Source organism: Flavobacterium notoginsengisoli (assembly GCF_042686225.1).
GTDB lineage: Bacteria > Bacteroidota > Bacteroidia > Flavobacteriales > Flavobacteriaceae > Flavobacterium > Flavobacterium notoginsengisoli.
In genome coordinates this window covers 142,846-163,063 of record NZ_JBHUOT010000010.1, presented here as the reverse complement: position 1 = coordinate 163,063, position 20,218 = coordinate 142,846, and the positions used below count along the sequence as shown (strand labels likewise).

Here is a 20,218-nt window from a genome sequence, read left to right as displayed (position 1 = left end):
TATAACGAAGTGGCTGATCTTGTATTTTTAATGTAAAGAGAATAAAACTTCTATAATACCGTTTTTAAACAAAACGATATTATGGGTTTATTTGATTTTATGATAGTGGAAATCGCTATGGATTTGGGTACTGCTAATACTTTGATAATTTATGACGGAAAGATTGTTGTTGACAGTCCTTCAATTGTTGCAAGGGATATCAGGAACGGAAAAATTATTGCAGTTGGTAAAGAAGCCAGCTTAATGCAGGGCAAAACGCACGAGAATATAAGGACAATACGTCCGCTTAAAGACGGAGTTATAGCTGATTTTGATGCTTCGGAGAAAATGATTAGCTGGTTTATAAACAATATACCCGATATAAAGAAAAACCTTTTTAAACCGGCACTGCGAATGGTGGTTTGTATTCCAAGTGGTATTACAGAAGTTGAAATGAGAGCCGTAAAAGAATCTTGCGAGAGAGTGAATGGAAAAGAAGTTTTTTTAATTCATGAGCCTATGGCTGCCGCTATAGGAATGGGACTGGATGTAATGCTGCCGAAAGGAAATATCATTGTTGATATTGGTGGCGGTACAACAGAAATTGCCGTAGTTGCATTAGGCGGAATTATTTGCGACAAATCTATAAAAATAGCAGGAGATGTTTTTACCGGTGATATTCTGTATTACATGAGAACGCATCATAATTTATATATTGGTGAAGCTACTGCAGAACAGATAAAAATAGAGGTAGGTGCTGCAATTGAGGTACTGGAAGATGCTCCGGAGGATATGATGGTTCGTGGAAGGGATCTTCTAACCGGCAAACCCAAAGAGGTGCAGATTACATCCAGGGAAATTGCAAGGGCATTGGATAAATCAGTACTGCGAATTGAAGATGCAATTATGGTAACACTTTCAGTCACGCCACCTGAACTTGCTGCAGATATTTATAATACAGGATTGTATCTTGCAGGAGGAGGAGCAATGCTTCGGGGGCTGGATAAAAGAATTTCTCAAAAAACAGATCTGCCGGTTTACATTGCAGAAGATCCTTTACGGGCAGTTGTCAGGGGAACAGGTATTGTTTTGAAAAATATTGCCAAATATAAAAGTGTATTGGTAAAATAGCTTCTGAGCAATACAGCTATCAGAGAGAGATGAAATGTTCAAAAAAAGTACAGTTTTACAAAATGTATAGCGCTGTACTTTTTTAGTTATAATCTATTCGTAATCGTATAGATCCTATAAAAAAGTAATTCCAAAACTGCTACAAATTTCCAGTACTTTCTCCATATCAGGAGGACCTGCTGGAAGCTGAGAGAGTTGAACAAACATCTCTTCGATTCCTGAAGGAACAATCGTAATGATAGCTTTTGTATTTTTTTTTCCTGTAACTTTAAAGGAATGAGGAATTTGCCTTGGTAAAAATATAGTGTCACCAGTTTTTAATTTGCTTGTGATGCCTTCCACTGTAAATTCCATTTCTCCCTCCAGTATCCTGAATATTTCATCCTCATTTGCATGGACATGCAGAGGTATACTCACTCCAGGAGGATTATTGTTTTCGACTATGGTAATTCTTCCGCCGGTGTGTATTCCTGAAAGTTTTACCGTTTGGATATCTCCCAAAATGTTTTGATTAATACCTTCCGTTGCCTTTATAATTTTTGAAGCAGATGAAGTTGTTCCGCTAATACGATCCTTTTTCATAAATTACAATTAATTGTATATCAGTTCACTGCATATTTCCATTTTATATAGCTAAGGTAGATCTTTTTAATTATTGATAGATAAGTAGTTATACTTGATTTAGTTCTTTAAATTGATTTAAGAATTCTGCTTTTTATGATGTATGAGAAACAATAAAAGAATGAATAATTTTAGATGCACCACAATGATATGTTATCCATAGATTAATTTATGATTAAGTGTTTGTTTTATGAAGAAATAAAAAATAATTAATCACTGAAATTTACGAAGTTAGTGTCGCTAATTTAATTTTAAACATTAAAATATAAAACGTGCAAAACTATCTTATTCCTTCAGAAATTTCATGGCTTTCTTTTAACAATTGTATTTTGGATGAAGCTGAAAATCTAAGTAATTCATTGTATGACAGAATCAAATTTTTAGCGATCCATTCGTCTAATTTAGATGAGTTTTTTAGAGTCAAAATAAACAAACTGTATAAAAAAAATACCAGGAAAAACAACGAGTTATTAGCAGATATTTTAAAGGAAGTTGACCTACAGCAAAATAGATTCGGAAAAATATGGAGTTATTCAATTCTTACCGAATTAGCTTTAAATGATATTATATATTATGAGTATCAGGAAATAATTCCAAAACATTTGAATGAGATTGAGTATTATTTTAAAAGCATTATTCTTTCTTATATTCAGGTTATTTACATCACTGTAAATCAGCCTAAAACTTATTTTTTAAATAATCGAAGCTTATATTTTCTGGTAAAATTGAAAGACAGTAAAGGCGATTATAATTTTGCTTATTTGAATATTCCTTCTGATAAAGTGGAGCGTTTTAAAGAATTAGAAAGTCTGGAGGATAAACATTATATTATTTCAATTGATACTATAATTAGAAAATGCCTATCATTAATATTTCCGACAGAAAAAATTATTTCCTGTAATGCGATTAAATTAAACCGTGATGAAAATTATCTGATTGAAGATGAAAATTCCGGAGATTTAATAGCAAAAATAGAAGCCAAAGTAGAAGAGCGTAAAAAAGGTTCGGCCACAAGATTTCTTTACGATTCCAATATGGATGCAGATTCTGTTTCGATATGCAGAAAAGCGTTTAAACTTTACAAGAGTGAAATGATAAAAGGAGGAAGCCATCATAATTTTTATGATTTATTCAGGTTTCCAAATCCGGTCAAACCAAAATTAAAGGGAAAAGTTTATCCTGGTCTTCCGCATCTTGCATTTGAAAACAGCAAGTCGATTTTTGATGTAATAAAAAAACAAAACCAATTGCTTCAGTTTCCTTATCAATCGTATTATTACGTATTGCAGTTTTTTAACCAGGCAGCAATTAATAAAAATGTTACTGAAATCAAAATTACATTGTATCGTATTTCTTCTCAGTCGTTAATTGCAAATGCTTTAATTAGTGCTGCAAGGAATGGAAAAAAAGTGACTGTTTTTGTAGAAGTAAAAGCACGTTTTGATGAACATAATAATTTGTTCTGGTCTAAGGAAATGAAAAATGCAGGTATAAAAATTATTCAGAGTCTGCCTAATTTAAAAGTGCATGCAAAAGTGGCTATGGTGACGATGAAAGATAAATACGATAATAAAAAGAATTACGCTTATTTGTCAACCGGAAATTTTAATGAAAACACAGCAAATGTTTATTCAGATTTTGGGTTTTTTACCGCAGATACTAAATATATCAATGATTTAAAAAAAGTCTTTACATTTTTAAAAACCAAGAAGAAAGGAAAAGAACCTAAACATATTTTGGCAGCAGGTTTTAATATGAAAGAGAAATTACTCGAATTGATTGATACCGAAATAAAAAATAAGAAAGCAGGGAAACCAGCTTCGGTATTTTTAAAAGTAAATGGACTGGATGAGAAAGATATAATTGACAAACTGATTGAAGCAAGTAAGGCAGATGTCGAAATAATATTAATAGTCAGAGGAATATGTACATTATTGCCGGAAATAAAAAAAGTTTCTGAAAACATAAAAATATACCGTATTGTGGATATGTTTTTAGAGCATTCCAGAATCTATAAATTTGCTAATAACGGACAGAGCAAGATTTATTTATCATCTGCCGATATGTTAAGCAGAAATTTAAACAGAAGAATAGAAGTAGCCTTTCCATTATATGATGAAAAACATATTGAAGAAATAAATAAAGTAATCCAACTGCAGTTAGAAGACAATACCAAAAGAAGAATTATAAACAGCGAAGGAATTAATGAATTGGATATTCTAAATATTGATGTTCCCAGACGGGCTCAAATTCAAACTTACAACTGGATAGCCCATACTAACAGTACGTTTTAAATTATCTTGATGTTAGAAAAAGAGAAATGTATGATATTCATTAGAAGTATTAGTTCCTTAAAAGAATTCCGTCGTTTTTTGTGGTTTAAATCTTCTGCTTTTAAGTCGGATTCTTTTTATTTGAAGCAGACATTCGTTAATGAGGTTTTTTATTTCGATGTAAGAAACATTATGAACCGAAGTAATAGTATTTTTTACGCCTTCGACATATTTTCCGGCTGTGATCAAATCGGTTTCAAGATTTTTTAAAATACCACTTTCTATGTTTTTATTTTTTTTGTAGTAGTAAATACAATTTTGAAGATCTTCGATCTGTCCGCTGATATCTTCAATCGCATTTTTAGAAACGGCACGACTGTAGTAATATGAAAACTCTAGCGGATTATCTTCTATGACTTTATCAAAGTCGTCAATAGCTTTGTAATGATAATTGAGTTTCTGAAAACATTTTGCCCTCAACTCATATACCGTGCTATCAAATCCGGAGTTTACTGCATTGTCCAGATAAGACAATGCTTCAGAAAATTGACGGGAAAGATAAAGTTCTTTCCCTTTTTCTAAGTCAGCTGAATTCTGATGGATATTTTGCTCCACAATTTTGCCTTTAAACGGAAATCCTAAATTAACAAACCATTTCATATTATAAAATTTAGATGGTCAGGCTGTTCAGATTATAAATCTGAGTTTAGATGAGGGAACGTTAAAGTTAAATATTTTTTTGATATACAGTTGTTTAAAACTTTTTTATTATACAAAAAAACGGAGTATTTAATTTTTCTGAAATTTAGAAAGGCTATATTAATGTTTTTAGAAGCAAAAGATTTAGAGTGTTTTGTTTATGTTTTTGATAATTTTTGTTGGATACGCTTTACCTGCCAGATTTTTTCTTGAACTATAAATTTATTTAGCTTTTTTTCATTTTAATGAATGTTCATTATTAACATAAGTTTAAAAATCAGTTTCTCTAAAAATTCGGCATTTTGGCGTAAATTGTTTGATATTAAAAAAATAAATTATGAAAGCAGTACGTTATTTTGGACATAAGGATGTAAGAGTTGTTAATGATTTAGAAAAACCTGTTCCTAAAGGAGATGAAGTTTTATTAAAGATTGGTGGAGCAGGAGTCTGCCATTCTGATCTGCATATTATTGATGAAGGTACAGTTGGAGACCTTGTATTTACGCTCGGACATGAAAATGCCGGCTGGATCGAAGAAGTTGGCGACACTGTTAAAGATTATAAAAAAGGGGATGCCGTATTAGTATATGGACCTTGGGGATGCGGACATTGTAAACCTTGCCAGCAGTCTAAAGAAAATTATTGTGACCACCAAAGCGAACTTGGTTATGGCGGAGGACTTGGACTTAATGGTGGTATGGCAGAATATATGCTTGTGCCGTCTTCAAGACTATTGGTACCCATTTTTGATTTGGATCCTGTTATAGCAGCACCGTTGACAGATGCCGCTTTGACACCTTATTCAGCGATTAAAAGATCTCTGCCTAAACTTATGCCGGATGAATATGTAGTAGTTATAGGAGTAGGTGGGTTAGGACATGTTGCCATTCAGATCTTAAGAGAAACATCCGGAGCATCTATAATTGCCTGTGATGTAACTGAAGATAAGCTTACATTTGCTAAAGAATTAGGTGCAGCTCATACAGTAAACTCTAAAGATGCAGATGCAGCAGAGCAAATTCTAAAAATTACCGGAATAAAAAAGGCTAAAGTGGTTTTGGATTTTGTAGGGGCAACTTCTACAATAGACCTCGGAACTAAAGTTATAGGCATGGATGGTGATCTGACCATAGTAGGACTTGGAGGAGGATATTACCAATATAGTATGAACGGACTTCCTTTTGGTGTTACAATGACAAATCCGTATTGGGGATCTCGTACAGAATTAATGGAAGTTGTAGGGCTCGCAAGCCAGAAAAAAATACATATTGAAATTGAAAAGTTTGACTTAGAACAGGCAAACGAAGTTTATGATAAAATGCGTCAAGGACAAATTAAAGGACGAGCTGTATTAATTCCATAAATAAATTGGCTACAATCGGTTTTGTAGCTTATTATAATTAGGATTAAAATTATTGTGAATAGATAAAAAGTGTCATTTTTTAGTGGCACTTTTTTTTTGAAATAATAGATCTCTTAAATGTTGTAATGCTACTTAACTTTTTTTAAATTCAGCCTTTGGATACTATTAAGTAGAGTAACTAAAGGTAAAATGTAGATATTAGTTTTAATTTAAGAGCGGGGTTTAGGCAAATTTCTATCGTACATTACAATAGTTCCTGCTACTGCTACATTCAAACTTTTTTCTGACTTAAACTTTACTAAAGAATGGCATTTATCCATTGCTTTTTTAGATAAACCGTGATCTTCAGCACCCAATAAATAAACACAGCGTCTCGGATGTTCAAAAGTTTCTAAATCGGTAGCTTTTTCAGATAATTCAACCCCAACCAATCGCGCGCCTTTAGGTAGATTTTCAAAAAAAGCCTCAAAAGTTTCATAATGAAAATAAGGAATTGCTTTTACTGCGTCATGAGTATCACATGCTTGTTTGGCATATCGATTACCTATGGTAAATATAAAAGTAGCACCCATGTTTTGAGCTGATCTCCACAAAACACCTAAGTTTTCAGGGGTTTTACCATTTTGTATTCCTATGCCAAAATACTCATTTATAAAATTATCATTCATAGTACAAAAGTACAAACTGTTACTACATAAATCAATTTTTTATTGAAATGAAAGAAAGACATTATCAGATTGTAATTTTAAAATCTAATGGAAAACATACAGCTAAAAACGATAAGTTGAGGCAGGTCTGCAAAACTTCTATTGTTTTGAAAGTGTTTTCTTAGAAAAAATGATTATATTTATAGATAAACTATTCTATAATCATCATTTTCGGGTTATAGTTTTTTAAAAGTGTAAGTTATTTAAGGATAGTTCCGCATTTTTCTTTAACAGCATTATAAATTAAAAACTATGTCAAAAGAGCAGCATTTTAATAGAATTATTTATTTGGCCGATGACGATGAGGATGACAGAATACTGTTTCTTGATGCAGTAGAGGAATTAAATCTGCCAGTTTCTGTAGTGCAGACTGTTGATGGAAATGATCTTATTGACACCCTCAATAAAGCGGAGCAACTTCCTGAAATTATCTTTTTGGATATCAATATGCCATGCAAAAACGGCTTTGAATGCCTTAAAGAAATTCGAAATACCTACGGAAATTTAAAGAAGTTAAAAATCATAATGCTTTCGACCAGCAGCAGCTCCATACATATAAAAATTTCATATAAGCTTGGGGCAGATTTTTATGCTGTAAAACCCGGAACTTATCAGGGGTTGAAAGAATTGTTAACAAGAATTTTTAATGATTTTAAAAATCTGAAAAAAGATATAAAATATTTTATGCTGGCTTAGTCTTTTTAATTCACTGCCTCTCTTTCAAAAAGTTTAGGTTAGTATTATTACTCTATTTTTCTCAAATTTATATAGCGATTAAGTATTGATATTTCGACAAATGAAATCGATACCAGAGACTTTTCATAAATGATTGTTTTATGAGTGAGCAGGATTCAAATATTTGTTGAAAAAATGCTAACTTTAATATGGGGTTAAAAAAAGCTTAATCAAATATAAAAAAGCTTAATTATTTGATTTTACATCCTTGATTATTAAAGGATACTCTTTATTATTTTGTAATGATAAAATTAATTCTAAAACGTCTTTCAATAAATTTTATCTATCAGTGGAGAATTAGAAATGATAAACACTCAGAATTTTCTCTTTCTATACTTAGTAAATTAGTAAAAAAATAAAATTCAAATTATGGAGAATCAATCAAACGACATTAGTAAATGTCCTTTTCACAATGGCAGTATGGACAATCAGGCTGCATCAGGCACAAAAAATAATGACTGGTGGCCGAAACAGTTAAAAGTGAATATCCTGAGGCAGAATTCATCTTTATCAAATCCTCTTAATAAGGATTTTGATTATGCAGAAGCCTTTAAAAGTCTTGATCTTGAAGCAGTAAAAAAAGATCTTCATGAACTGATGACAGATTCGCAAGATTGGTGGCCTGCTGATTTTGGCCATTATGGAGGCCTTTTTATCCGTATGGCGTGGCACAGTGCCGGAACTTATCGTGTACACGATGGACGCGGTGGTGCAGGGGCAGGACAGCAGCGTTTTGCACCTTTAAACAGCTGGCCTGATAATGTGAGTCTTGATAAAGCCAGAAGACTTCTCTGGCCCATTAAACAAAAATACGGACAGAAAATTTCGTGGGCAGATTTAATGATACTGACAGGAAATATAGCTTTAGAATCAATGGGGTTTAAAACATTTGGATTTGCCGGAGGCAGAGCCGATGTATGGGAACCGGACGAATCTGTTTACTGGGGTTCCGAAACTACCTGGTTAGGAGGGGATGAACGCTATAATAATGGCTCCGAAGGAGTGCCAAAAGATCATGGAGTAGTTTCTTCAGATGATGATGCTGATGGAAATGTTCACAACAGAAATTTAGAAAAACCACTTGCAGCTGTTCAAATGGGACTAATATATGTGAATCCGGAGGGGCCTGACGGAAATCCGGATCCAATTTTAGCTGCAAAAGATATACGAGATACATTTGGCCGAATGGCAATGAATGATGAGGAAACGGTTGCATTAATTGCAGGCGGACATACTTTTGGTAAGACTCATGGTGCAGCTTCTTCGGATCATGTCGATAAAGAACCGGAAGCAGCAGGTTTAGAGTTACAAGGTTTTGGTTGGAAGAATAGCTTTGGCTCAGGAAAAGGTGCCGATGCCATAACAAGTGGATTAGAAGTTACCTGGACTAAAACACCAACTCAATGGAGTAATAATTTCTTCGAAAATTTATTTGCTTTTGAATGGGAGCTTTCTAAAAGTCCGGCTGGTGCTCATCAATGGGTAGCAAAAGATGCAGAAGCTATTATTCCGGATGCTTTTGACAGTACAAAAAAACACCTCCCAACTATGCTTACTACCGATTTGTCATTAAGGCTGGATCCGGAGTATGAAAAAATATCACGTCGCTTTTTGGAAAACCCGGACGAATTTGCCGATGCATTTGCCAGAGCTTGGTTTAAGTTGACACATCGTGATATGGGACCACGTGCTCGTTATTTAGGCCCGGATGTTCCTCAGGAAGTATTATTGTGGCAGGATCCTATTCCGGAAGCAGATCACAAATTAATAGATAAAAATGACATAACAAATCTGAAAGAGAAAATAGGAAACTCAGGTCTAACTACCGCTCAGTTAGTTTCTACAGCATGGGCTTCGGCTTCTACATTTAGAGGTTCAGATAAACGTGGAGGTGCAAATGGAGGACGAATCAGACTGGCACCGCAAAAAGACTGGGAGGTAAATAATCCTGCAAAACTTGTGCAGGTATTAAATAAACTGGAAAGCATTCAAACAGAATTTAATAATTCACAAAATGATGGAAAAAAAGTTTCATTGGCTGATTTAATTGTTTTGGCAGGTTCTGTCGGAGTTGAAAAAGCTGCTAAAGAAGCCGGATATTCTGTTGCAGTTCCTTTTACTCCGGGACGTATGGATGCATCTGCAGAACAAACAGATGTTGAATCATTTGGATATCTGGAACCTAAAGCGGATGGTTTTAGAAATTACAGAAAAACAAAATCAGCTGTTACAACAGAAGAACTTTTGATCGATAAAGCTAATTTGTTGACTCTTACAGCACCAGAATTAACAGTGCTTTTAGGAGGTCTGCGTGTTCTTGATATAAATACAGATGGTTCCAAAAATGGTGTTTTCACACATCGTCCTGGGCAGCTGACCAATGATTTTTATATCAATCTATTGGATATGAATACACAATGGCAGGCTGTTTCAAATGATAAAGAATTGTATGCAGGAAATGACCGAAGCACAGGCCAGCCAAAATGGATTGCAACACGTGCAGATCTTGTTTTTGGATCTAATTCAGAATTAAGAGCTGTAGCAGAAGTATACGCAAGTGCCGATGCACATGAAAAATTTGTAAATGATTTTATCAACGTATGGAATAAAGTGATGAATCTGGATCGATTTGATCTGGCTTAATTAGTAGCTATTATTATAAATTTATAAAAGACGCCAATTTAGGCGTCTTTTTTATGCTTTAAATAATTTATTTCTAATTTGTTAAGGAGAGAACTTTCAGTTGACGGAATTCAGTAATTCTTAAACAAAAAGACGGTTTATATTAAAAATTAGTAATCAATCAGGTTTTTGCTTTCTAAACAGAGTTTAAAATTTAAGGTTTTCCTTCTACAGGAGTATTTATTTCTGCAGAAAGTAACTTTTTAGTAACGGTATAATTTTCTTTTACTTATTTTCCCGGCTAACTTCTTGCCATTTGAATGATTTGAGCACCCTGCTTTGAAATTATTTTTTCACTTTTAAAATCGAATTGTATTTAATTTGAGATAGTTTATATTAATTATTTAATAATTGTATAAAATACATTTTATGTCTTCTATTTTTTGAATAATGTAATTTTTTTATGATAAATACGGGTTAAAATATACCCACAATACTATTTTATCCCTAAAAACGTATTTTATTTCTCCTTCTAAAAATCATTATTATCCAAATTTGCATCCCGAATTACGAATTGATCTAATATAAATCAATCTCAGATAATTTTCAAAAACTAACTATTTAATTAACCAAATTACCAAATCAAAATGACAAATTTTATTAGGATTAAAAATGATCCTAATGGTGTGTCCGGATTTAATTGGAAAACAAAGATGATGATTTTCTGTGTCTTGTTTTCTTTATCTCAAGTCCAGGGATACGCCATTAGTTCAGAAGGTGTGACAAAACCGCAAAATGTACAACAGCAAAAAAGTATTAGCGGACAGGTCAATGATGAAAATGGTTTACCACTTCCGGGAGTAACCGTTTTAGAAAAAGGAAGTAAAAATGCTGCCTTAACTGATTTTGACGGAAAATTTACTTTAAAAGTAGAAAATGAAAATGCAGTATTAGTATTCTCTTTTTTAGGATATACCAATACTGAAGTTGCTGTAAAAGGTAAAGCGACTGTAAATGTAAAAATGCAAAGAGCAACTGCATCATTAGAAGAAGTTGTAGTTGTAGGTTATGGTAAAATGAAGAAAAAGGATTTAACGGGAGCAGTCGTTCAGGTTACACCTGAGAAATTAGCAAACCAGAATCCGCAAACTGTTCAGGATATATTAAGAGGTACTCCCGGTGTAAGAGTGGGGTATGACCCTAGTGCAAAAGGAGGGGGAAGTATACAGGTTCGAGGACAGACTTCTGTTTATACCGGAGGAAGCCATAATTCGCCACTTATCATTTTAGACGGAATGCAGTTTTACGGTGAGCTTTCAGAAATCAATCCTGACGATATTGCCCAGCTTGATATTTTAAAAGATGCATCAGCTGCATCAGTATATGGAGCGAGAGCAGCAGCAGGGGTTATTCTTATTTCAACTAAAAAAGGTAAAACAGGAAAACCTATAGTTAGTTTTACGACAAACACAACAATTAGCAATAAGAGTGCTTATCGCGGTGTGTATTCTCCGGAAGGATATTTAAAATACCGTGAAGATTGGGAAACTGCCCAAACGTATGGTGTCAACACAACAACCGGACAATATGAGCCTTTTATTGCAGGAACAGTTGCTAATGGTAAGCCCGGATATTTTTCAAATCCGAATGATTTATCCAAATGGGGCATTACTGAAGCACAATGGTTAGCCTATCAGCCAGCTTCTCAGACAACAGGAAAAAGTGCTAAAGAAGTATGGGGAGCACGTTTAGGATTGAATTTTGATCCTTCGTTGATGGCTAATTTTTTAGCAGATAAAACACACGATTGGAGTAATAGCTCTTTTAGAACAGGAATTAATCATGATAATAATTTGAGTTTTTCCGGAGCAAGTGACAAGGTTAATTATTATATGTCTTTTGGTTATTTGACCTCAGAAGGAGCGATTGTAGGAAATAATTATAAATCAGCTCGTTCTAATATGAAAATTGATGCTAAAATTACAGATTGGCTTGACCTTGGAGCAAACGTTAATTTTCAGGATCGTTCAGATGGAGATGTAACGCCTTCTTTAGGGACAAATGCAGGAGATAATAATATGATGAGAACAAGTCCTTTTGGAACTTTTAGAGATGCAAATGGCAATTATGAAAGGCAGCCAATGGGGAAAAATGTTTCCGGACAGAATTATAACTATTACTACGAACGTCAATTCATTGATAAAGAGACAGGCTACACAACATTGAATACCATTTTCAATGCAAAGATAACTTTACCTTTAGGGATTACATATTCATTTAATATTGCTCCTCGTTATCAATTTTTTCACGATCGTTATTTCAGATCCACACAGAATCCAAACTGGCCTGCCGCTACTACTGGAGTAAATAGAAATAATGCAACAAGATTCGATTACAACCTGAATAATACATTAGCCTGGGATTATACAATTGCTGAAAAGCATCACATAGTAGCGACTTTTGTTCAGGAAGCTGAAGAACGTCGTTATTGGTCAGACGGAATGGATGCTTATAATATTCAGCCTTCAGATGCTTTAGGGTTTCACCTTGTAAATACCGCAACAATGGCTAATAGTGCAATTAGATCATATGATTCACACGAAACGGCAGATGGTTTGATGGCCAGACTTTTCTATTCGTTTGATAACCGTTATATGTTGACTGCTACTGTACGTCGTGATGGATATTCAGCATTTGGTGCTTCAAATCCGTATGCAGTTTTTCCTTCTTTTGGAGTTGCATGGAACTTTAAAAATGAGAAATGGTTTAATTGGGATGCCATGAGTACAGGTAAATTACGTATGTCCTGGGGTAAAAATGGAAACAGATCACTTGCAGATCCTTACATTTCTTTGGCAAACTTAGTAAATACCGGAACAATGGGGTATTTGGATCCTTCAGGAAAAGCACTTGAAATAAAGTATTTGGCGCTTGATCGTATGGCAAATCCAAATCTGGAATGGGAAAAAACAACATCAACAAATATTGGTCTTGACTTAGGATTTTTACAAGATCGTATTACTGCAACTTTAGATTTTTACAAGGCGTCAACCCATGATATGATTATGAGTCAGTCCCTGCCTGGTTTTACTGGTTTTTCATCTATTGCAACTAATCTTGGAGAAGTTCAGAATCAAGGAGTTGAATTAAGTCTTAGTACACTTAATATGAAAAAACCAAACTTTGAATGGCGTACTACGTTGGGAATATCGTACAACGAGAATAAAATTGTGTCATTGTATGGTAACATGGTAGATATTAAGGATGATAATGGGAATGTTATTGGTAAAAAAGAAGGAAATGATTCAGCCAATGGATGGTTCATAGGAAGACCAATCACTCAAATCTGGGATTATAGGGTAACCGGAATCTGGCAAAAAGAGGAATGGAAAGAGGCTCAGAAATACGGACAGCGTCCCGGAGATCCAAAAGTTGCAAACAGTTATACTGCCGATGATATAGATGCCGTAGATGCAGATGGACAACCTTATAAAAAAGCAGTTTATAATGAAAAAGACAAACAGTTTTTAGGTAATTATAATTCTCCGGTACAATGGTCGATGCGAAATGATTTTAAGATTTATAAAAATTGGGATTTGGGAATCAGTATGTATTCCAATATGGGGGGTAAATCACTCAATTCAAATTACATGAATACTTTTAATGATGCCAGTTTATATAAATTCAACTTCAATCCATACGTAAATCCGTATTGGACTCTTGATAACCCAACTAACCAATGGGCTCGTCTTGATGCCAAAGGACCTGCAGGAACTCCGGTTGCACCGGGAAGATTATATGATCGCAGTTTTATTCGTTTAGACAATGTTTCATTAGCCTATACACTGCCAAGAGATCTTTTAGACCGGGTACGTATTAAAAATATAAAGATTTATGCGTCAGTTCAAAATGTAGCAACATGGTCTGCTTCAAAAGAATGGAAATATTTTGGAGATCCGGAAACAGGCGGATTGGCTACGCGACAGTTTAATTTAGGCTTTAATTTCCAACTTTAAAATTTATTCAATAATGAAAAAATATATAAAAAATAAAATTACAAGACTAGTGCCTTTTGCATTATTGGTAGTGTTGTCTGGTTCTTGTTCTAAAGATTTTCTCGAAGCAGATCCGCTTTCGTTTTACGAACCGGAAACTACATTTTCTACAGAAGCCGGTTTACAGGCAACTTTAGCATTGTGCGATAAACAACTGCGTAATAATTATATTCACTATGGGTATTCAGGAGTAAGTGTACCTATCGGGACAGAATATCTATTCTCTGACATGGCGCAATATGGTAAAACAGATACAGGTAGTAATATCGCGGATTATGCTAACACTATTGTTCCTACGGGAGATTTTAGAAGAGATCCAAGTGGCGAATCTCTTTATCTTGGATTTATGTGGACAGAGGCCTACACAGGGATTAAGAATGCTAATACGGTATTAACCTACATTGGCAATGTGACAAGTTTGTCAGAAGAGGTTAAAAATAAATATATTGGACAGGCTTATTTTCACAGAGCGTATCGTTATCTTAATCTGGTGTATCAATTTGGAGATATACCTTTGATTACTAAAATTTTGGAAGTACCAAAGCAGAGTTATTATTCTACTAAAAAAGAAGCCATCATTGAAATGATTACGGCAGATATGGAGAAAGCGGTACAATGGGTTCCGGAACAGTCAAAAATAGGTTATGTTGGCATGGTGAGTAAAGGTGCTTGCCGTCAATTATTAATTAAGTGTTATTTAGCATCAGGCAGATTTGCTGAGGCTGAGGCGCAAGCTACTATTTTGATTAATCAATCAGGTTATTCTTTGGTACAAAATACTTTAGGAATTTTTGATCCGGGAGGAAATCCTACTGCATGGCCAATTACAAGAAATGTAATTTGGGACCTTCACAGACCAGAGAATAAGGTGATTGCTGCTAATACTGAAGCTATTTTGGTTGCACCAAATGGAGAAGCACAATCCTTTTTAGCGTTTTCTTCAATGCGAATTTTTGGCCCAAACTGGAATGATGCGAATTTGATTACGCCTGATGGTAAAACAGCAGCACCTCGTTTTCCATTGACGGATAAAACCAATTATAATGTAAAATATGATTATCAAAGAGCAATAGGACGTGGTATTGGTACAATCAGCGGTTCTTATTATTCACAGCATCCCATGTGGGTTGTAAATGGTGTTGAGGATAAGGTAGACCTTAGACATAACAGTACTGTTGGTAACTGGGTGAATATGGAAGATCTTAAATACGCTCCGGGAGCTGGTGGAAGTGCTGCATGGGCTGGTCAAAATTTTAGAATGAAAGATGCTACAGGCAAATTGTTGGCACAAGATTCTATTCGTGACTGGTTTGATTTTCCACATTATAAAATCTATTATCATGATGTAGTAGCTGAAGCTAATCCTGCGGCAAATGATTTTCAGGGTGCTACTGCAGGATCCAGTGCACACATGTACATTTATCGTTTAGCTGAAACGTATCTATTGCGTGCCGAAGCGCGTTTTTATCAGGGTAATACTTCCGGTGCTGCGCAGGATGTAAATGTTGTAAGAACAAGAGCAAAAGCTTCACAAATGTATACCACAGTAACCATTGGTGATATTTGCGCAGAAAGAGGCAGGGAGCTTTATATGGAAGAATGGCGAAATGTCGAGTTAAAGCGTATTTCTCACTGTTTGGCTCTTAGCGGAAAACCAGATGAATGGGGAAATACTTATAGCAAAGACAATTGGGATAAGCAATCCGGAAAAGATGCAGCAGGAGGTAGTTATTGGTGGCAACGTATTGTTCATTATACACTTTACAATAAATATCCTGCAGGTATCTCTCTTAAACCAGGCGTAAAGTTTTATTCTATGGATAAACGTAATAATTACTGGCCAATTCCTTTCAGACTTGCTATTGAGCCTAATATTAAAGGTCAGTTAAGTCAGAACTTTGGTTATGATGGATACAATGCTGCTGTTAAAGTATGGGATAAGTGGCAGGATGCCGTTGAAGATGAAAGTAAAATCTAAATCCTGAGTATTTTATTAAATAAATAGCTTTATAATATTCAAAGAAAACTAAAGCAAAAACGAGTTAATTCATTTAACTCGTTTTTTTTTTAGGATTTGTTTTTTTCTCTTCTTTTAAAAAGAGTAATTCCTTTTAAGAATATATTCAAAATATATTAAGCTGGATTTTTGTGTACGTAAAAACGGATTTTGTTACTCCTAATGAAAATTATTATTAATCAACTTTACATAGTCAATTACTAATCACTATCTATTATTAACTAACTATCAATTATTTACTAACCTTAAAGTTTGAAAAATGAGAAAACTATTAAAATTAACAAGTTTGTTATTTATTACAGTATTGGTGTTTAATTCTTGTGAAAAGGAACAAGATTTAAATGAGCCGCAAAGTACTGAAAAAGAACTGACGCAGGCAGTTGAGAAAGAAACCGTTTCAACTAACACCAGCACTACAGCAAAAGGCAGTACCGGAGCTAGGACGATTACATTACAAACCAATACATTATCTTGTCCCGGTGGTTTATGCACATCTTATGGTGTTTGGTCAACAGGCGTTTACACTGTTTGGTTCCAGATAAAATTTAATTCAGGATTTTATTGGAGCAGAGGTGGAAAATGCGGATATGGTATATTAATTGGTGACCAAAATACCGGAGGAGACCCTGGATGGGACGGTAATGGTGGTAGTGCCAGATTTATGTGGTATTGTCCAAATGGATCAAATTCTGCAAAAGGAAGCGGGGCTTATCTTCAACCTTATGTTTATTATAGAGATCAGCCGGGACAATACGGTAATGATTTTGGGAAAAAGTATTATATCCAGGAAGGTGTGACGTATAACTGTCAAATATCAGTTAAGTTAAATACAGGATCTAATACGGATGGTTATGTTAAATATTATGTGAATGGTACAGAGATACTGAATCAAAAAATTCGCTGGGTAACTAACGATGCTAAACGAAATGTTAATGCCGTAAGTCTGCATACTTTCCGTGGCGGAAGTCAGGAATACTGGAAAGCTCCGGTAACAAGTTCTATTTATTATCCTAGCGCATCCTGGGATGCGTTGTAGTATTTTAACGTTTTAAAAAAGTACAAAAGATGTGATAAATAGCATGATGCTGTTTTCTTTCCGGAAATTAAAGTAACAGAACATTGTCGGGTAATTGACACATTTGACTAATACTATTAAAACTCCATAACAAATTGAAAATTTTCTTTATTGTTATGGAGTTTTTTTATAATAAGAATAATTCCTTATTTATGATTTGTGAAGAAATTGTCTCAGAACATATTGAAGTATTCCGTCATTTTTATAATATTCGATTTCAATCTGTGAGTCCAGTCTTGCTATTGCACTAAAATTAAAAACTTCGCCATTCTCTTTAAGAGCCGTAATTGATAATTCTTTTAAAGGATAAATATCTTCTGCAATTCCGTTTATACTGAAGATTTCTTTACCGGTAAGTCCTAAGCTTGCCGCATTTTCACCATTTTTATACTGTAAAGGCAAAACGCCCATTCCAACCAGATTACTACGATGAATTCTTTCGTAACTTTCCGCCAGTACTGCTTTTACGCCAAGAAGAAAAGTTCCTTTGGCAGCCCAGTCTCTGGATGAGCCGCTTCCGTATTCTTTTCCGGCCAGAATAATTAAAGGTGTTTGTGTTTCTTTATATTTAACAGAAGCTTCGTAAATACTCATTTCCTCTCCTGTTGGAAGAAAAGTTGTAAAACCACCTTCCTGTTTCGCTAATCCATTTTTGATACGAACATTTGCAAATGTTCCTCTGATCATTACTTCATCATGACCACGACGTGATCCGTATGAATTGAAATCATTCTTTTCGACACCGCGGCTTAATAGATAACCTCCTGCCGCAGAGTTTTCTTTAAATGAACCTGCAGGCGAAATATGATCGGTTGTTACACTGTCTCCTAAAACAAGTAAAGTACGAGCATTTGTTATATCCTGAAGTGCCTTTGGATGATTCGGAAGATCTTTAAAAAACGGAGCTTCTTTTATGTAAGTGGAGTTATCATCCCAACGGTAAATTTTTTCATTTGGAATTTCAAGCTGTTGCCATATCTGATTGCCTTCAAATATGGTTGAATAACTGGATTCGAATTGTTTTGGAGTCAGAACGTTACTTAGTAACTGACTGATTTCTTCATCTTTTGGCCATAAATCTTTAAGATATACCGGAAGCAGATTAGAATCATAGGCAAGCGGTTCATTTACAATATCGATATCAACTCTTCCGGCTATAGCAAAAATAACCACAAGCATTGGCGACATTAGAAAGTTCATTTTTATTTGTGGATGAATTCTGGCTTCAAAATTTCTGTTTCCCGAAAGTACAGATGCCAATACAAGATCATTTTCATCTGCTGCTTTAGCGACATGCGGTGGAAGCGGACCTGAATTTCCAATACAGGAAGTACATCCGTAACCTACGACGTGAAATTTCAGCGCTTCAAGATCTTTCAATAAATCAGCTTTTATTAAATAATCGGTTACGACTTTAGAACCTGGCGCAAGAGATGTTTTGACCCACGGTTTTACATTGACACCTTTTTCTCTGGCTTTTTTAGCGATTAAACCCGCTCCAATCATCAGATACGGATTAGATGTATTGGTGCAGGAAGTAATAGCCGCAATACCAACTGATCCGTCAGATAGCGTAAACTGTTCGGAACCAATAGTTACAGAAACACTTTTACTGCCATTTTCTATTTTAGGATCAATCTGAACTTCATCAGGAACAGGTTTGCTTTCATTTAAAGGTTGTGAACCGCCTTCTGCCAGCCAGGTCGTAAGTTGTTTAGCCGGTTTTTTATATTTTCTTCCAAAATTTTTATCTAAGGCATCAACAAAAGCAGGTTCCAGATTTTTAAGCAAGATTTTGTCCTGAGGTCTTTTTGGTCCTGCAATTACGGGTTCTACAGAAGAAAGATCAAGTTCCAATACATGACTGTATGTAATGGTTTCGTCTCCTTTTCGCCATAACATATTAGCTTTGCAATAATCTTCAACTAAATGAATTTGCTCTTCCGATCTTCCGCTGAGCCTCATATATTCTAAAGTCTTTTCATCTGTAGGGAAATATGTTACGGTACATCCAAATTCAGGTGACATATTTCCGATTGTGGCACGATCCGGAACACTTAAATTATCAAGTCCCGGGCCAAATACTTCTACAAATTTGCCAACAACTCCATATTTTCTAAGCAGTTCTGCAATAGTTAATACCATGTCAGTTGAAGTTGAACCCAATGGTATTTTTCCCGTAAGTTTAAGTCCGATTACTTCGGGCATAATAAAATAAATTGGCTGACCCAGAATTGCGGCTTCAGCTTCAATTCCGCCTACACCCCAGGCAATAACTCCAATTCCGTTAACCATTGGCGTATGGCTGTCAGTTCCTACCAGTGTATCCGGAAAAACTTCACCATTTCGTTCTATTACGCCTTTAGAAAGATATTCAAGATTAACCTGATGGCAGATGCCCATTCCAGGCGGTACTACACTAAAATTAGTAAAGGATTCCTGCGCCCATTTCAAAAACTGGTAACGTTCGCTGTTGCGTTTGTATTCTTCATCCATATTACGCTGATAGGAGTATTCTGTTCCAAAGTAATCTACCTGTACAGAATGATCTACCACCAAATCGACTGGAATCAGCGGATTAATAGCATCGGGATTTTTTCCTCTTCTCGCTGCTTCTGCACGAAGTGAAGCGATATCAACAACAGCAGGAACACCTGTAAAATCCTGCATAAGAACTCTTGCCGGTTTAAAAGGAATGTCTTTATCTGAGGCTTCCGGTTTCCAGTTTAATAGTGTTTCAACATTTTCTTTGGTAATCGCAAAATCATCAAAATTTCGCAATACATTTTCCAGGAGAATTCGAATTGAAAATGGCATTTTTTCGATTTCAAATCCTTGTTTCTGCATTTCAGCAAGACTATAGTATGAAAACGATCTGCCTGTCGTTTTTAATACTCTTTTAATCTGGTAAATATCGTTTTGCATAATGTCAAGAGGTATA

12 protein-coding genes are annotated in these 20,218 nt (G+C 34.8%); 8 read left to right on the top strand and 4 right to left on the bottom strand.

Annotated elements, in window-relative coordinates; all coding sequences use genetic code 11:
* Window positions 1-81 precede the first annotated feature (81 nt).
* The gene (locus tag ACFS3A_RS20635) at window positions 82-1,110 is read left to right on the top strand and encodes a rod shape-determining protein (protein ID WP_379827451.1); all 1,029 of its coding nucleotides are present in this window, start codon (window positions 82-84) and stop codon (window positions 1,108-1,110) included.
* 114 nt (window positions 1,111-1,224) lie between these two features.
* Here ACFS3A_RS20635 and ACFS3A_RS20630 read toward each other — a convergent pair whose 3' ends face one another.
* The gene (locus tag ACFS3A_RS20630; protein ID WP_379827450.1) at window positions 1,225-1,692 is read right to left on the bottom strand and encodes a cupin domain-containing protein; all 468 of its coding nucleotides are present in this window, start codon (window positions 1,690-1,692) and stop codon (window positions 1,225-1,227) included.
* A 311-nt stretch (window positions 1,693-2,003) separates the two neighbouring features.
* Between ACFS3A_RS20630 and ppk1 the strand changes: the two genes are divergently transcribed.
* Window positions 2,004-4,025 carry a polyphosphate kinase 1 gene (ppk1, locus tag ACFS3A_RS20625; RefSeq protein ID WP_379827449.1) on the top strand — a complete coding sequence of 674 codons (2,022 nt, stop codon included), beginning with the start codon at window positions 2,004-2,006 and terminating at the stop codon, window positions 4,023-4,025.
* Window positions 4,026-4,082: 57 nt separating this feature from the next.
* On the opposite strand, the gene ACFS3A_RS20620 is transcribed toward ppk1, so the two are convergent.
* Window positions 4,083-4,664 (bottom strand): hypothetical protein, encoded by a 582-nt coding sequence (locus ACFS3A_RS20620; RefSeq protein ID WP_379827448.1) that lies wholly within the window; start codon window positions 4,662-4,664, stop codon window positions 4,083-4,085.
* 376 nt (window positions 4,665-5,040) lie between these two features.
* On the opposite strand from ACFS3A_RS20620, the gene ACFS3A_RS20615 reads away from it, so the two are divergent.
* Entirely contained in the window at window positions 5,041-6,066 is a 1,026-nt protein-coding gene (locus tag ACFS3A_RS20615) for an NAD(P)-dependent alcohol dehydrogenase (RefSeq protein WP_379827447.1), read from the top strand.
* Window positions 6,067-6,275: 209 nt separating this feature from the next.
* On the opposite strand, the gene ACFS3A_RS20610 is transcribed toward ACFS3A_RS20615, so the two are convergent.
* A complete protein-coding gene (locus ACFS3A_RS20610) occupies window positions 6,276-6,734 on the bottom strand; it encodes an RNA methyltransferase (RefSeq protein ID WP_379827446.1) in 459 nt (152 codons plus the stop codon).
* 291 nt (window positions 6,735-7,025) lie between these two features.
* Between ACFS3A_RS20610 and ACFS3A_RS20605 the strand changes: the two genes are divergently transcribed.
* The 5 genes from ACFS3A_RS20605 (at window position 7,026) to ACFS3A_RS20585 (ending at window position 17,238) form a co-directional block, all read left to right on the top strand.
* A complete protein-coding gene (locus tag ACFS3A_RS20605) occupies window positions 7,026-7,469 on the top strand; it encodes a response regulator (RefSeq protein WP_379827445.1) in 444 nt (147 codons plus the stop codon).
* Between the two features lie 408 nt (window positions 7,470-7,877).
* On the top strand, window positions 7,878-10,151 hold the full coding sequence (gene katG / locus ACFS3A_RS20600; RefSeq protein ID WP_379827444.1) for a catalase/peroxidase HPI: 2,274 nt from the start codon (window positions 7,878-7,880) through the stop codon (window positions 10,149-10,151).
* Window positions 10,152-10,777: 626 nt separating this feature from the next.
* A complete protein-coding gene (locus tag ACFS3A_RS20595; protein ID WP_379827443.1) occupies window positions 10,778-14,146 on the top strand; it encodes a SusC/RagA family TonB-linked outer membrane protein in 3,369 nt (1,122 codons plus the stop codon).
* Window positions 14,147-14,159: 13 nt separating this feature from the next.
* A complete protein-coding gene (locus ACFS3A_RS20590; protein ID WP_379827442.1) occupies window positions 14,160-16,163 on the top strand; it encodes a RagB/SusD family nutrient uptake outer membrane protein in 2,004 nt (667 codons plus the stop codon).
* 298 nt (window positions 16,164-16,461) lie between these two features.
* On the top strand, window positions 16,462-17,238 hold the full coding sequence (locus ACFS3A_RS20585; RefSeq protein ID WP_379827441.1) for a polysaccharide lyase: 777 nt from the start codon (window positions 16,462-16,464) through the stop codon (window positions 17,236-17,238).
* Window positions 17,239-17,427: 189 nt separating this feature from the next.
* On the opposite strand, the gene acnA is transcribed toward ACFS3A_RS20585, so the two are convergent.
* Complete coding sequence (gene acnA, locus ACFS3A_RS20580) at window positions 17,428-20,202, bottom strand: aconitate hydratase AcnA (RefSeq protein WP_379827440.1); 2,775 nt, start codon at window positions 20,200-20,202, stop codon at window positions 17,428-17,430.
* Between the last annotated feature and the right edge of the window lie 16 nt (window positions 20,203-20,218).